The organism is Marinococcus halophilus (genome assembly GCF_900166605.1).
In the GTDB taxonomy this organism is placed as follows: Bacteria; Bacillota; Bacilli; order Bacillales; family Marinococcaceae; genus Marinococcus; species Marinococcus halophilus.
The window spans coordinates 139,507-153,473 of sequence record NZ_FVZD01000006.1 but is presented as its reverse complement, the minus strand read 5'-3'; the positions used below and the strand labels follow the sequence as shown (position 1 = coordinate 153,473).

13 protein-coding genes and 1 pseudogene are annotated in these 13,967 nt (G+C 46.5%); 8 read left to right on the top strand and 6 right to left on the bottom strand.

Annotated features, from left to right (window positions below):
* Nucleotides 1-28 precede the first annotated feature (28 nt).
* Nucleotides 29-1,312: an isocitrate lyase gene (gene aceA / locus B5066_RS06890; protein WP_079475211.1), complete on the bottom strand. Its 1,284-nt coding sequence runs from the start codon at nt 1,310-1,312 to the stop codon at nt 29-31.
* A gap of 450 nt (nt 1,313-1,762) precedes the next feature.
* Here aceA and B5066_RS06885 point away from each other — a divergent pair, with 450 nt between their 5' ends.
* The 6 genes and pseudogenes from B5066_RS06885 (at nt 1,763) to B5066_RS06865 (ending at nt 8,413) form a co-directional block, all read left to right on the top strand.
* On the top strand, nt 1,763-3,337 hold the full coding sequence (locus B5066_RS06885) for a BCCT family transporter (protein WP_079475210.1): 1,575 nt from the start codon (nt 1,763-1,765) through the stop codon (nt 3,335-3,337).
* Between the two features lie 134 nt (nt 3,338-3,471).
* Complete coding sequence (locus B5066_RS06880) at nt 3,472-4,521, top strand: EAL domain-containing protein (protein WP_079475209.1); 1,050 nt, start codon at nt 3,472-3,474, stop codon at nt 4,519-4,521.
* A gap of 340 nt (nt 4,522-4,861) precedes the next feature.
* Nucleotides 4,862-4,984, top strand: coding sequence for a hypothetical protein (locus tag B5066_RS17085; RefSeq protein ID WP_425320079.1), 123 nt, complete (start codon nt 4,862-4,864; stop codon nt 4,982-4,984).
* A gap of 77 nt (nt 4,985-5,061) precedes the next feature.
* Nucleotides 5,062-5,433, top strand: a pseudogene (locus B5066_RS06875) (aminotransferase class III-fold pyridoxal phosphate-dependent enzyme); the annotation flags it as partial.
* Between the two features lie 17 nt (nt 5,434-5,450).
* Complete coding sequence (pruA, locus tag B5066_RS06870) at nt 5,451-6,998, top strand: L-glutamate gamma-semialdehyde dehydrogenase (protein WP_079475208.1); 1,548 nt, start codon at nt 5,451-5,453, stop codon at nt 6,996-6,998.
* Between the two features lie 182 nt (nt 6,999-7,180).
* On the top strand, nt 7,181-8,413 hold the full coding sequence (locus B5066_RS06865; protein ID WP_233133283.1) for a dicarboxylate/amino acid:cation symporter: 1,233 nt from the start codon (nt 7,181-7,183) through the stop codon (nt 8,411-8,413).
* A gap of 39 nt (nt 8,414-8,452) precedes the next feature.
* On the opposite strand, the gene B5066_RS06860 is transcribed toward B5066_RS06865, so the two are convergent.
* From B5066_RS06860 to B5066_RS06850, 3 genes are all read right to left on the bottom strand, one after another.
* Nucleotides 8,453-8,776 carry a 2Fe-2S iron-sulfur cluster-binding protein gene (locus B5066_RS06860; RefSeq protein WP_079475207.1) on the bottom strand — a complete coding sequence of 108 codons (324 nt, stop codon included), beginning with the start codon at nt 8,774-8,776 and terminating at the stop codon, nt 8,453-8,455.
* Between the two features lie 105 nt (nt 8,777-8,881).
* Nucleotides 8,882-9,187, bottom strand: a complete 306-nt coding sequence (locus B5066_RS06855; RefSeq protein WP_079475206.1) for a hypothetical protein — start codon at nt 9,185-9,187, stop codon at nt 8,882-8,884.
* An 11-nt stretch (nt 9,188-9,198) separates the two neighbouring features.
* Nucleotides 9,199-9,789, bottom strand: a complete 591-nt coding sequence (locus B5066_RS06850; RefSeq protein ID WP_079475205.1) for a protein-L-isoaspartate(D-aspartate) O-methyltransferase — start codon at nt 9,787-9,789, stop codon at nt 9,199-9,201.
* A 201-nt stretch (nt 9,790-9,990) separates the two neighbouring features.
* Here B5066_RS06850 and trxA point away from each other — a divergent pair, with 201 nt between their 5' ends.
* Entirely contained in the window at nt 9,991-10,305 is a 315-nt protein-coding gene (gene trxA / locus B5066_RS06845) for a thioredoxin (protein ID WP_022794304.1), read from the top strand.
* Nucleotides 10,306-10,356: 51 nt separating this feature from the next.
* On the opposite strand, the gene B5066_RS06840 is transcribed toward trxA, so the two are convergent.
* Nucleotides 10,357-11,319, bottom strand: coding sequence for a bile acid:sodium symporter family protein (locus B5066_RS06840; protein WP_079475204.1), 963 nt, complete (start codon nt 11,317-11,319; stop codon nt 10,357-10,359).
* Nucleotides 11,320-11,557: 238 nt separating this feature from the next.
* Here B5066_RS06840 and B5066_RS06835 point away from each other — a divergent pair, with 238 nt between their 5' ends.
* Nucleotides 11,558-12,286 carry a YwaF family protein gene (locus B5066_RS06835; protein WP_079475203.1) on the top strand — a complete coding sequence of 243 codons (729 nt, stop codon included), beginning with the start codon at nt 11,558-11,560 and terminating at the stop codon, nt 12,284-12,286.
* An 11-nt stretch (nt 12,287-12,297) separates the two neighbouring features.
* Here the strand turns inward: B5066_RS06835 and B5066_RS06830 are convergent, their stop codons facing one another.
* Nucleotides 12,298-13,770: a phospholipase D family protein gene (locus tag B5066_RS06830; RefSeq protein ID WP_079475202.1), complete on the bottom strand. Its 1,473-nt coding sequence runs from the start codon at nt 13,768-13,770 to the stop codon at nt 12,298-12,300.
* Nucleotides 13,771-13,967: the final 197 nt, after the last annotated feature.

Below are 13,967 nucleotides of genomic sequence, written 5' to 3'. Positions count from 1 at the left end.
GGAAAAACCTCCTTATAATTTTATATACTTAGCGGCTGAACTGACTCGATTCGGTAGAGCCTTTCATTGCTGTCGTTGATGATTTTCCACTTGAGATAGTAGTAGCTACCTGGTCGAAATATCCTGTACCAACCTCCCGCTGATGGCGGGTTGCTGTGTAGCCATGGTCTTCGTTGGCAAACTCTTTTTGCTGAAGCTCGGAATAAGCTCCCATGCCCCGTTCCTTGTAGCCTCCAGCTAGTTCAAACATACTGTTATTAAGAGCGTGGAAGCCGGCCAGAGTAACAAACTGGAACTTGTAGCCCATCTCGCCCAATTGCTCCTGGAAGGTTTCAATTTCTTCATCGCTCAGCTTGGCTTTCCAGTTAAAGGAAGGTGAGCAATTGTAGGCAAGCATTTTTCCTGGAAATTTTTCATGGATCGCATCTGCAAACTTCTGTGCTTCCTCCAGATTGGGTTCAGAGGTTTCACACCAAACCAGATCGGCATACGGAGCATAAGCAAGTCCTCTGGCAATTGCCTGATCCAGACCATTATTTGTGCGGTAGAAGCCTTCCTCGGTCCGTTCATTGCTTCGGATAAATGAGTGGTCATAGGCGTCAATATCACTTGTAAGCAAGTCTGCCGCATTCGCGTCCGTTCTGGCGACAATTATCGTCGGTACGCCCATTACGTCTGCTGCAAGTCTTGCTGAAATAAGATTTTGTATAGCCGTGCTTGTTGGAATCAACACTTTTCCGCCCAGATGGCCGCATTTCTTTTCAGACGCGAGCTGGTCTTCAAAGTGTACACCGGCTGCTCCCGCTTCGATCATCGATTTGGTTAATTCGAACACATTCAGACGGCCGCCAAATCCTGCTTCCCCGTCAGCTACAATTGGAGCAAAGAAGTTCGTTTCATCGTTTCCTTCAAGGTGCTCTATCTGATCCGCCCGCTGCAGCGCCTGGTTGATACGCTGCACTACGTGGGGAACACTGTTGGCGGGATATAAGCTCTGATCCGGATACATATGGCCGGAGAGGTTAGCGTCAGCGGCCACCTGCCAGCCGCTTAAATAAATCGCTTTCAATCCTGCTTTCACCTGCTGCACGGCTTGATTTCCGGTAAGTGCCCCGAGTGCCCGGACGAACGGGTCCTCCTGCATTAAATTCCAAAGACGATTCGCTCCCATCTCAGCGAGTGTATATTCTACTTTGATCGAGCCGCGAAGCTTCAGCACATCCTCCGCCGAATACGGGCGTATAATTCCTTTCCACCGTTCCTCGTTCTCCCAGGCTTCTTCCATCTGCTTTACATCTTCCTGACGAATCATGTGTCTCTCTCCTTTTTCTTCAGATTAACAAATTGGAAATTCAGCTGCCTTTTCTGTTATAGTACAATTTGTTTGTTTGAGACTATATTATAACAGTAATAAGAATGAGTCAACTGTTTTATAATAATTTTTTGAATTTTTATTATCCTCTATCTTTTAGAGGTTCAACGCCATTCGTTATACTATTTTTTCCTTTAATCGAATTATCTTTCATCATGTTCTTCTGTATTAATACAGAAGAAACCATTTCTTTTAACAAATATTATGTATTTTCAAAGCCTTATCACAGACCGAAGCTTTTGGGGGCACGGGCTTTTTTCATTGACGAAGGCTTCCGGTTCTACTATGATTTACTTTTTGTGTCTGGCTGCCAGAAACGCGTTTAATTATACCGCCTTTTCTACATCCGCATAAATTATTACTTCATTTTAAAAGAAAGTAGGAATATTCGTGTCTTCACCATCCCCTAATCATTGGAAGAATAATGATTGGCCGGTCACGCTTCTAAGCGGTGGACTGTTGATTTTATTTGTTGTCTTTTCTCTTATTAATGCTGAAGCTGTAGGCCAGTTTGTCACTACCACCTTTAACTGGGCCGTTACCTTTTTCGGAGCTTTTTGGCAGATTCTTTTACTTGCCACCTTTTTTATCGGACTCTACATTGGCTTTTCAAAATACGGACGCGTGCGCCTTGGTAATCTAGCAGAACCGGAATTCAGTTATTTTAAATGGCTCTCCATCATCATGTGTACCCTGCTCGCCGGCGGTGGTGTTTTCTGGGCCGCAGCGGAGCCTATTTATCATTTCATGGATCTTCCGCCGGTATTTTCCGGGCTTGAGAGCAGTTCCTCTGAAGCAGTACAGCCTGCGCTCGCTCAAAGCTTTCTACACTGGGGCTTTCTCGCCTGGGCTATTCTTGGAACACTGAGTACTATAGTGTTAATGCATGCTCATTATGATAAAGGAATGCCTCTTCGTCCGCGGACGCTTCTTTATCCAGTGTTTGGCGAAAAAATCGCCGTTCATAGCCCGCTTGGCACTATTGTGGACGTTTGTTCTATTGTGTCGGTGGCTGCCGGTACTATTGGTCCTATTGGATTTTTAGGCACTCAGGCGGGCTATGGCTTTGAGACCCTCATGGGAATCCCTAATAATCACCCGACCCAGTTTATAATTATTGCCGGTCTTGTAGCTATTGCTTCTATATCCGCAGTCACCGGTATTCATAAAGGGATTCAGCTTTTAAGCCGGTTTAATGTATGGTTTACGATTGTTTTGATTTTATTTATTTTGCTTATCGGCCCGGGCGGTTTTATCCTGGACGCCTTTATCTCTTCATTCGGAGTTTATACGCAGGAATTTGCCCAAATGAGCAGCTTTCGTGGAAATAATGAATGGCTCGGTTTATGGACCGTTTTTTTCTGGGGATGGTTTTTAGGCTATGGCCCGATGATGGCTATTTTTATCACGAGAATCTCCCGGGGCAGAACAATCCGGCAGCTGATCCTGGCCGTATCTATCATTGCCCCGCTCGTAACAAACTTCTGGTTCACTATTGTTGGCGGCTCCGGTATATTTTATGAATTAAACAATCCGGGCTCTGTTTCTAACGCCCTGTTCGAAGCAGGCATGCCTGCTTCGATGATGGCAATCGTCCAACAGCTGCCGCTTGGCACTGTTATCGCTTTTTGTTTTTTATTGGTTACCATTCTTTTTGTGGTTACTACAACAGATTCCATGTCTTACACAATTTCAATTGTAGTCAGTGACAGCGAAGCACCCCATCCTGCCATTCGTGTTTTCTGGGTGGTTATTATGGGGGCTGTGGCTGCCTGCCTATTGTTCATCGGTGAAGGCAGCGTGGACGCTCTCCAGTCATTTATTGTTGTTACCGCTGTGCCTGTTTCCCTAATTCTGTTGCCAACACTTTGGCTTGCGCCGAAGGCAGCCAAAGCGATGGCACGAAATCAAGGTATTACAGCCTCTTCTTCGATTGAACATGAAACAAAAAAAGAAGCACAGTAAATAATACCTCAGAGAAAAGGCACCAGCCTTTTCTCTGTTTTTTTATTTTTTTTAACAATTTCTTTTGGTATCCGATAAAATGGATAGTAATAGAGTTTTACAAGCGTACGTTTTGAATAGGAGGATGTAAGATCATGAATCAATGCTCCAACTGTACGGCCCTGCCTGATCTGGAATCTTCCGGGTATCTCGTATTCTCCCATAAGTCGTTTAAGGTGCTTCGTGATCTCCATGGCCGCCTGCTGCAAAGCGGCTATATTTCCTATATGCAGGGTACAACACTTCATTATGGCTACTCTGCTGTGCAGAAACTAGGCCCCTTTCTTGATTTCATTGAACGTGTATTCCCTGGCGACCCGGCAGATTTACAGGGAACCTGGACAGGGAAAGACCAGCAATCCCACGCGAATATGATTAATTTCCATCAACTGAAAGAACGGCTGACCCGTCCTTCGTTTATGACGATTATTAACGAGCAGCAATTCACTCACCACATGCAGCCGATTATCCAGCTGAGTACCGATAAGGTGATGGGGTACGAATTCCTTATGCGGCCGAAGATTGATGCTACTCAATTCCAGCCGGACCAGCTGTTTTCTTTTTCCCAGCAGAGCGGCCTTCAACCGCTTCTGGACCACCGGTCACGCATCGCATCCATTACCACAAGCGCCAAACATCTAAAGCCTGGCATTAAACGTTTTATTAACTTTTTGCCTTCTTCGGTTTACGACCCGGACCACTGTCTTCTTTCCACATTTGTCAAAATAAGGGGACTAGGCATTTCTATGAAGGACATTGTGTTTGAAGTAGTGGAAACAGAAAAATTTGATAACCTTAGTCACTTGCTCCGTATTTTTCAGACCTTTAACTCGCGCGGTGCACGTGTTGCTCTAGACGATCTTGGAGCAGGCTACTCCACAATTGACGTTATGGAAGAATTGCAGCCGCACTACGTAAAAATCGACCGTTCGCTGGTAGATCATTGCGACCAGGACATTAAAAAACAGCAGCGGCTGGAGAAAATTGTTTCACGAGCAGGCAAATACAGGATTACCACACTGGCGGAAGGAATTGAACGGCCTGAAGAATTAACCTGTGTCCGTGAACTGGGCTTCGGTTTAGCACAAGGGTATTTACTTGGAAAACCAAAAGCGGTGCCTGATGCTCCAACGCTTTTCAGCTAATTAGAATAAAAATGGTTTATTACCCGGGAAATATAAAAGGACCGAAGCTGAAAAGCCGGTCCTTTTTACTGTATTTTTTTATTTTGCCAAACCGCTTTTAACGAATGAATAGACTCAGCCCAAAGGTTCACAGGCAGACACATAGCAGCAGGCACAAGCTATACCTGAGCGTCATTTTCATTAATTGCTACATTTGAACTTTCAAAAAAAGTGCAAAAAAATTAGTCACTGAGCGCAAAATTTCTTTCATTTCTTTCCTTTTTTAACCGGCACTTTCCCGCTATAACCCTTTGCTAGTGTTGGCATAGTTTTTGCAAACTTACTTTAAGAGTGGGTATGTATGTCAGAAACAATGTCTTCGAGGCAGATTATCAATCAGAACGATAAACACGGTGCCCATAATTACACACCGCTTCCCATCGTTATTACTGAAGCGGAAGGCGTATGGGTGAACGATCCGTAAGGCCGCTCCTATATCGATATGCTGAGTGCTTATTCGGCTGTCAATCAGGAACACCGCCATCCTAAAATTATTCAGGTATCTTCACCCCGGGAGCCCACGACTCTGCATTTAGCGGCCTCCCTCTGGCCTGCGCAGTAGTGATTGCTTCTCTGGAAGTGATCGAAGAGCAGCAGCTTGCCTCCCGTTCACTCGAACTCGGAGAGTATTTTAAACGAAGGCTTGCTGCTATCACAAACCCTCATATTAAAGAAGTAAGAGGCAGAGGGCTGTTTATCGGCATCGAGCTCGACATTCCGGCGCGTGCCTGCTGTGAGCAGTTAAAAGAAAAAGGAATTCTCTGTAAAGAAACACATGAAACTGTTATCCGTTTCGCCCCGCCGCTCGTTATTTCAAAGGAGGATCTCGACTGGGCGGCTGAACGAATTGAAAAAGTACTTGCTGAACTTTAATAATAGGAGGCTTTTACATGTATACCACCTACCGGCATGAACCCTTCACCGATTTCACCGATGAACAGAACCGCCAGGCATTTGCGGACGCGATCAAGGACGTCGACAAACAGCTCGGCCAGGACTACCCGCTGATTATTGGCGGGGAGCGGATCATCACGGGCGAAAAGCTGGTGTCCACCAACCCGGCCAATAAAAAAGAAGTGGTCGGCCGGGTCTCCAAAGCCAATCCCGCCCTGATTAATCAGGCCTTCGATGCGGCCAGCAAAGCGTTTCGGTCCTGGCGGACGACCAGCGCCGATGCCCGGGCGGAAGTGATGTTCCGGGCCGCCGCCACCATGCGCCGCCGGAAGCACGAACTCTCGGCGACGCTCGTCAAAGAGGGCGGCAAGCCCTGGAAGGAAGCCGATGCGGATGTGGCCGAAGCCATTGATTTCGTGGAATATTATGCCCGCCAGATGCTCGAGCTGAAAAACGGCAAGCCCATTAACAGCCGGGAAGGGGAATACAACCAGTACATCTACCAGCCGCTCGGGGTGGCCGTGACGATTCCCCCATGGAATTTCGCCTGCGCGATCATGGTGGGGACCACGGTCGCTCCGCTGGTGACGGGCAATACCGTGCTGTTAAAGCCGGCCGAGCCAACGCCGGTGATCGCGGCGAAGTTTGTCGACATTTTGATCGAATCCGGCGTGCCGGACGGCGTCATTAACTTCGTCCCCGGGGACCCCGAAGCCATTGGCGACCACCTCGTCGATCATCCCCAAACCGCGCTGATCAGCTTCACCGGCTCCCGGGCCACCGGCACACGCCTGTATCAGAAAGCCGCCGCCATTCAGGAGGGCCAGCAGCACCTGAAGCGGGTCATCGTGGAAATGGGCGGCAAGGATACGGTGGTCGTCGACAGCGACGCGGATCTTGATACGGCTGCGGAAGCCATTATCGCGTCCGCCTATGGCTTTTCCGGCCAGAAATGCTCGGCCGGCTCCCGGGTCGTCGCGCACCAGGACGTGTACGACGACGTCCTGCGCAAGGTGGAACAACAGGCGAAAGCATTGGCGGTCGGGGATCCAACGTCCTATGGGACCTACATGGGCCCGGTCATCAACCAGAAGGCCTTCGATAAAATCACCGGCTATATCGAGATCGGCAAACAGGAGGGCCGGCTGGTGGCCGGCGGAACGAGCGACGACTCCAACGGATACTTCATTGATCCGACCATCTTTGCCGACGTGGACCCGAACGCCCGTCTGATGCAGGAGGAAATCTTCGGCCCGGTCGTGGCGTTTACGAAAGCCTCTTCCTACGAAGAAGCCATCGACATTGCCAACAATACGGAGTACGGCTTAACCGGGGCCGTCATTTCCAATACCATCGACCATCTGGAGTACGCCAAGCTGCATTTTCACGTCGGCAACCTGTATTTCAACCGCAACTGCACCGGCGCCATCGTCGGCTATCATCCCTTTGGCGGCTTCAAAATGTCCGGCACCGATGCCAAGGCCGGCGGCCCGGACTACCTGATCCAGCATATGCATCCAAAAACAATCAGTCAGATGCTTTAATATTGCTGTCGGTAATGTAGTATATTTTTACAAAGGAGTTTTCCCCAAGGAGGGAGAACTCCTTTTTATCGTTGCTCTCTTCTCTTGTCCTGAGCGTTCATTTTGACAATAGCGTCTGTTTCCTTTAGTTTTATCATGTTGATTAAACCGATAAGAATTCATTAATAAAGGAGGTCCAACTGTTGAAACACTTGATGAAGCGTTACTTTGATGTGTCACTGATTGCCAAAATTACCACCGCCCTTATTGCTGGCATCGCTGTAGGGTTTATTTTCGGTGAAGATGCCGCCGTGCTCGCCCCTGTCGGCGACCTTATGCTTCGACTGCTTCAGTTTATTATAGTTCCACTGATTTTATTTACGCTGATTGTAGGGGTTAACCAGACTACGGTCGGCGGCCTCGGCCGGATGGGAGGCAAAGTATTCATTTATTATCTTCTTACCTCTGCTATAGCAATCGTGGTGGGCACCTCTGTCGCGAGCCTTTTCAACCCTGGCACCGGTACTACACTGGATGGGAGCGAAAGCTTTCAAACTCCTGATAATCCCGGGGTCACAGAGGTTATATTAAATATCGTCCCGGATAATATTGCCGTAGCTTTTACGGAAATGAACCTTTTAGGAATTATTTTTACCGCCTTTGCTTTCGGCATTGCTTTAACCTCTCTGCGTTCATCATCAACCTATAAAGAGATGGGAGAGCGTCTGTACCGCGGAGCAGAAGCCCTAAACGAGCTTACGCTCACCGTTATGAAAGGCATTTTACAGTTTATACCGTTCGGCATCTTTGCCATTATCGCTGAAATTGTAGGCAGCCAGGGAGCAAACACACTTCTCTCCCTTGGTAATTTTATACTCGTGCTGTACATTGCCCTTGCGGTGCAGCTTGGCCTTTATATTGTCTTTCTTTTAGCCGCCAAAACTAATCTCGGTGCCTTCTTCCGGGAAGCGCGCACTCCGATGCTTACAGCCTTTGTCACCCAGAGCAGCTCAGGTACGCTCCCTCTCACATTAAACGCTGCCCGTGACCTTGGGTTAAAGCAGAGCCTCTATGGCTTCAGCCTGCCTCTTGGAGCGACAATTAACATGGACGGTGCCGCCATCCGGGTCGCTGTTTCCGCCGTTTTCGCAGCAAACGTTGTAGGTGAGCCGCTCAGCTTTGTTGCTATTCTTCAAATTGTAATTGTCGGTACTCTGGCAACGGTCGGTACTGCAGGGGTTCCCGGCGCCGGCATTATTATGATTGCCACAGTATTTTCTCAGGTCGGCCTTCCGATGGAGGCAGTAGCGCTTTTAACCGCTGTTGATGTACTTGTCGGCATGGGAGCAACTGCTTTAAATGTCACCGGAGACCTCGTTGGAACAACACTGATTAATAAAACAGAAAAAACAGGCAGCACCACTGCTGAAAAATGACAAAAAGCCGCGGCCTCTTAATGAGACCGCGGCTTTTTGTTAATCCACCGGGCGCCTTCCCGGCTCCATATCAGAATTGGAGGCCGTCATGACTGGCGTTACCGTCAGGTCGGAATACACCCGGTTTTGACAGGAGAGTCTGATATTTTCATCGGTAATGTCTTTGTTTTCGAGAACCGCGGCTTCCGGAGCTTCCTTTGGTCCAAGCTCCCCTTCATTCACCTCGCACCTGCAGGTAGTGCATCTGGCATTCCCACCGCAGCGGTGCAAAATGTCGACGCCATTATCTTCAAGCGCAAGTACAAGTTTCTTTCCTTCTTCCACTTCAAATGAACCGTATCCTTTTACATGAATCGTTGGCATATTGATCCCCCTTGTAAAATGAAATGCACGTAAAGCGTAACACTTGAGTGTTTTATTGTATAACTGTTCTCAATGAAAAGGACCGTAGAGGGCTGGGGTTTATTACTATGAGCTACTGTCTTTTTCTAATGGCACAGCTTTTATAACAGTTAATAAACCGATCATCACTATAACTAATAAAACGAAATTGCAAATAAAGGTCAGCCAAAAATCTTCAACTACAGTGGTTATTAAAGCAGATAACGAAATAGCGGCAGCGATTATCACAAAAGTCCAATTCTGTGTGCTCCGGGAAAGAAGGTAGCCATGCCCACAGCAAGGACAGGCTATTTTCTCATTCAGCTGCTTAAATAGAAATTTTTTGATTGGTATTATTTTTTTGCAATAATTACATCTTCTATTTTCTTTCATCTTTATTCTCCTTATGCCTCCTCATCTTCCTCGAGCGGCACAAATGCTACATATTCGACTATGGTGGAATTCACTTCTCCCTGACTATTTTTTTCAACGAGCAGCAGTTCCTGCCCCATACGGCCGCCTACGGGCACCATCATTTTTCCGGGAGCTGCCAGCTGCGCCACTAAGGAATCCGGCACAGTTTCAGCTGCCGCTGTCACCATAATGCGGTCGTAAGGCGCATGCTCTGCCCATCCTTTGCTCCCGTCGCCCAGCCGGAAATTAATGTTCGTAAACCCTGCTTCCTTAAGACGCGTCTGGGCCCTTTCCTGCAGCGGCGGGATTCGTTCGACCGTATAGACATGGTCTGAAAATGCTGCTAATAGTGCCGTCTGGTAGCCGGAACCGGTGCCAATCTCAAGAACCCGGGAGGACGGATTCACGTCCAGCTCCAGCGTCATTTTTAACACGAGTGACGGCTGGGAAATCGTTTGTCCGTGCCCAATCGATAAAGCCTGGTCCCAATTAGCAAGGGGTTTGTCTGTATCCATATAAAAGCTGCGATCCATGGTCCGAAAATAGTTTCTTATCTCTTTATCCCTATCATTTTTCGACATAAGCCTTCTCCTTTCTTATTATTTTCCGAATGCTGGCTATTTAGAGTTTTGCTATTAATATTCTTTTCCCGTCTCTTTTCTTTTCCATTCCTTTCCCTTGAAAAAATCGAATGAACCAAGCATACTTTTAGACAAATAGGGTTATTCGTACTACGATTACTCTATACTCGCAATGAGGCGAAATGAAGGAGGCACTCTTAAATGGCTATTGTACACGTATCAGACCAGGATTTTTCCCAACAAATTTCCGAAGGGGTCGTTCTAACTGACTTTTGGGCACCTTGGTGCGGACCCTGCAAAATGATTGCTCCGGTTCTCGAAGAAATTAACGAAGAAATCGGCGATAACGTCAAAATTGCTAAATTAAACGTGGATGAAAATCAGGAAACTGCCGGTAAATACGGTGTTATGAGCATCCCGACGCTCATGATTTTCAAGGACGGCGAAATGGTAGAACAAATCGTCGGCTTCCAGCCAAAGGATCAGCTCCAGGGTCTGCTTGAAAAACACATGTAATTTTTCTTTATTAAAAATCCCACGCTCACAGCGAGCGCGGGATTTTTTCTTTTACTTATAGTGCTCCCATTCCTTTTCCTGGATCGCTTCATTCTTTCTTTGGCTTTTTCTTCCCCACCAGGATACAAGCAACGGGCCGGAAATATTATGCCAGACGGAGAAAACAGCGCTCGGGAGCGCAGCGAGCGGCGTGAAGTGGACCGTAGCCAGCTGGGTGCCAAGTCCCGAATTTTGCATTCCGACTTCAATTGACACCGCCCGGCGTTTTGTTTCATCCAGGCCAACCATTTTCGCCGTGCCGTAGCCGAGAGCCAACCCAAAGCTATTATGGAGCACTACCGCCACAAAGACTAACAACCCTGTCGCAGCAATATTTTCCTGATTTGCTCCAACAACTCCAGCTACAATAGCAATAATGGCTGTCATAGATACAACCGGAAGTACCTGGACGCTTTTTTCCACGGTTTGTGGAAACAGTTGTTTAATAAATAAACCAAGGGCAATAGGTATGATAATCACCTGGAAAATGGATAAAAACATTGCCAGAGGATCCACCGGCAGCCACTCATCGGCAAGCACTAAAAGAGCAAGCGGTGTCAGAAGCGGCGCAAGCAGTGTCGAGACGGTCGTCATAGCAACCGATACCGGAAGATCCCCTTTCGCGAGATACACCATAACGTTTGATGCCGTTCCGCCCGGACACGCGCCTACAAGAACGAGACCTGCCGCTATTTCGGGCGGAAGTTGCAGAATAAGGGCAATAATAAAGGCCGCAAGCGGCATGATCACAAACTGCGCAATGACCCCAGTCAGTACTGGAAGGGGCTTTTTTGCCACAATGCGGAAATCGGACAGGTTCAGCGTAAGTCCCATTCCAAACATTATGATTCCAAGTAAAATAGTTATGTATCCAGTAATCCCTACAAATACATCCGGCAGCAGATAAGCAATAAATGCAACAATTAAAACAAAAACAGCAAAATATTTATTTACGAATATATTCAGGCTGTTCATTCTCCCACTCCTTTATTTTCTCTAAATTATGAAATATTTAGCATTTTAACGCTATTGTATTTATATTTCAATGCTTTAACGGGAAAAAGAAGTGGACAGCTTTGTTTTCTTTTATATATTACTTCATTGAATCTGGCTCTTATTAAAAGCCATCTGTTTGAAATTGAGAATCTTTGGGCACGTTTTGCCAACACATTTATACTATAATGGAAAGAAATTTGTTAGGAGGCGGTTAAGTATGTGGTGGTGGAATTTCAATCATGATGGCCCGGCTTTCGAGTCTTTTGGCATCGACCAGTTAATGGTGTGGCTCTGTCTTGCACTCGCCTGCTTCAGCATAATTCTTTTTCAAAAATACCTCCGCCGCTCGCCCTTAGCCAGCCAGACAATTAAGTGGCTCATTGTTTTCATTTTCCTGCTCGGCCAGCTGTCCCTGCAGCTTTTTTATATTACCAACGGCATCTGGGATCCACGTTTTTCGCTGCCGCTTAAGGTCAGCGACCTGGCCTGGATAGCGGTCGTTATTATGCTTATAACCGGCAGCCGTTTTTGGACTGCCTTCGCGTTTTATGCCGGTACCTCAAGTGCTTTACTTACTATAGTATTTCCAGATATAGAAAGGTACGGTTTTCCTCATTTTCGGTTTCTTCACTTTTTTATTACGCATGCACTGATTGTCGTGGGAGTTGCTTATCAGGTGGTTGTACGGCGCGTCTTTATCTCTTTTCGTTCTTTGTTTGCCGTTTGGGGGGCTCTGAACATTGCTGCTGCTTTGGTATTTTTGGTAAATCTCTATTTCGGCGGCAACTACATGTATTTAATGGAAAAGCCGGCATCTCCTTCGCCGTATGATTTCTTTGGTCCATGGCCGTACTATTTACTCACGCTTCAAGCAATTGCATTGGCTGCATTTGTATGCCTGTATGCAGCCTACCGCTTCATCCTGAAGAAATTTCTGCTTTTTTAATTTTCTTGTGCTTAAAACGAAGACATCCCACTCCACTCCTGCAGCCGGTAACGCCAATAAAGAAGATGGGAACTATTTTTATACTTTCTGTAATCCAGCGTATGTGTGCCATCGGAATTATTCCACAACCGTTGATAATAATTTCGCACTTCTTCTACAGCCTCCGAGTCATTACTGCCGGTAATAACCATATCGGTTTCTAAATTGTAATTGTCCAAATTTCTTCTCGTCATATTCGCCGAGCCGCCAATTACTACTGTCTCCTGCTCTTTTTCCATCATCATCATTTTGGCATGATATTGTACTTCCTGAGCATGATACCACCGGATGTTAATATGGCCATTTGATTTCTCCACGAGCTCGTAAGCTGCCGGCTGATTAGGAATGCCTATTTTTTCGTTCCCAAAAGCCTCTTCATTAATATCCAAAATAATATTAATGTCGGCTCCCCGGCCCGCCGCGTCGATGAGTGCTTCAATGACATCACGGTCCGCTAAATAAAACATCCCCATGCGTAATTTTTCTCCCGGGGAGAGGTCGTGGATTTCCCTCAGCACACGCTCTTTGATTTTACGTTCCGTTAAAAGCTGCACTTTATACTCTCCAGTGCCCTGGGGCACCTCCACTTTAGAGATAAAAGAGTCAAATCTTTCTCCTGAACGGCCTGCCATTTCCGCTACCGCTTTTTCCGTTTTCAACAAATCCTTCAGTACAGCGCCCCTGACTTCAAATCCTGTGTTCGCATGATACCCACTGGCATCATGAGGATTCGCTGAAGTGACCATGCCTGCCTTCTCTGTAATCAGCGTTTTCCGGTGATTGGCTTTAAAATTTAAAATTTCTAAATAAGAATGAATTGTCACATCCGGAGCATCGCTGCTGAAGAAGTTAGGAAGCCACCCTCTTCCATGGTTGTCGAACCACTGCACAAAGGTCCGGTAAAACCACGAGTATATCGGATTCGAATCTCTTAGAGCAGTCAGTTCTGTGAAAATAACTTCAATACCGTTTTCTTCGAACCGCTGAAAATGTTCCGGCATATAAGCTCCGTAAAAGGTGTTCACCGGGTCTGTTAAAACTATTATTTCTATATTAGGATCCGATTCTTTTTTTTGGATTAAAGCTTCCGACAAACGCCTCGTCAATGGCGGAAAATCCGCTTCTGCATCCTGCTCGCTGTTAAAATAGAACATATCCATTACGATAAACTGTTCTGCTTCTTCAATGGTCTCTATTGCTTTATCGAATATTTCTTGCTCTACTATTTTTGATTCCGCAGAGGACAGGTAGGTATGGTCTTCAAGAAAACGAACATGGGCTGTGTGGTACTCTTCGCCCTCATAGGAGACATTCGCAGGCAGAGGTTTATTATTTCCATAAACAGCAATCACGATGGCAGCTGAAATAATACCAAATAAAGCTGCCAGCATCCACTTCCTTCTAAGATAGTCTCTTTGAAATATCTTCGGGATTTTCTTTTCCATAACAGTGCCCCTTCAATGGTTGTGTCTTTCTGCTTTTTTCTTCACCCAAAGTAACGGACGCCACTGCTCTCTCCGTTTCAAACCATCCTGTAGTGCCCTATTCCCGCTGGATTTAATTAGTAAAATTTTGATCTCATTATGCTTCACAAAATTCACCTGAATAGTCACTGAGTTATTGCAGCAAAATATGTATAATT

Coding starts and splice junctions, on each gene's coding strand:
- aceA (WP_079475211.1), bottom strand. CDS start 1,312: ATGATTCGTCAGGAAGATGTAAAGCAGATGGAAGAAGCCTGGGAGAAC.
- B5066_RS06880 (WP_079475209.1), top strand. CDS start 3,472: ATGAATCAATGCTCCAACTGTACGGCCCTGCCTGATCTGGAATCTTCC.
- B5066_RS17085 (WP_425320079.1), top strand. CDS start 4,862: ATGTCAGAAACAATGTCTTCGAGGCAGATTATCAATCAGAACGATAAA.
- pruA (WP_079475208.1), top strand. CDS start 5,451: ATGTATACCACCTACCGGCATGAACCCTTCACCGATTTCACCGATGAA.
- B5066_RS06860 (WP_079475207.1), bottom strand. CDS start 8,776: ATGCCAACGATTCATGTAAAAGGATACGGTTCATTTGAAGTGGAAGAA.
- B5066_RS06855 (WP_079475206.1), bottom strand. CDS start 9,187: ATGAAAGAAAATAGAAGATGTAATTATTGCAAAAAAATAATACCAATC.
- B5066_RS06850 (WP_079475205.1), bottom strand. CDS start 9,789: ATGTCGAAAAATGATAGGGATAAAGAGATAAGAAACTATTTTCGGACC.
- trxA (WP_022794304.1), top strand. CDS start 9,991: ATGGCTATTGTACACGTATCAGACCAGGATTTTTCCCAACAAATTTCC.
- B5066_RS06840 (WP_079475204.1), bottom strand. CDS start 11,319: ATGAACAGCCTGAATATATTCGTAAATAAATATTTTGCTGTTTTTGTT.
- B5066_RS06835 (WP_079475203.1), top strand. CDS start 11,558: ATGTGGTGGTGGAATTTCAATCATGATGGCCCGGCTTTCGAGTCTTTT.
- B5066_RS06830 (WP_079475202.1), bottom strand. CDS start 13,770: ATGGAAAAGAAAATCCCGAAGATATTTCAAAGAGACTATCTTAGAAGG.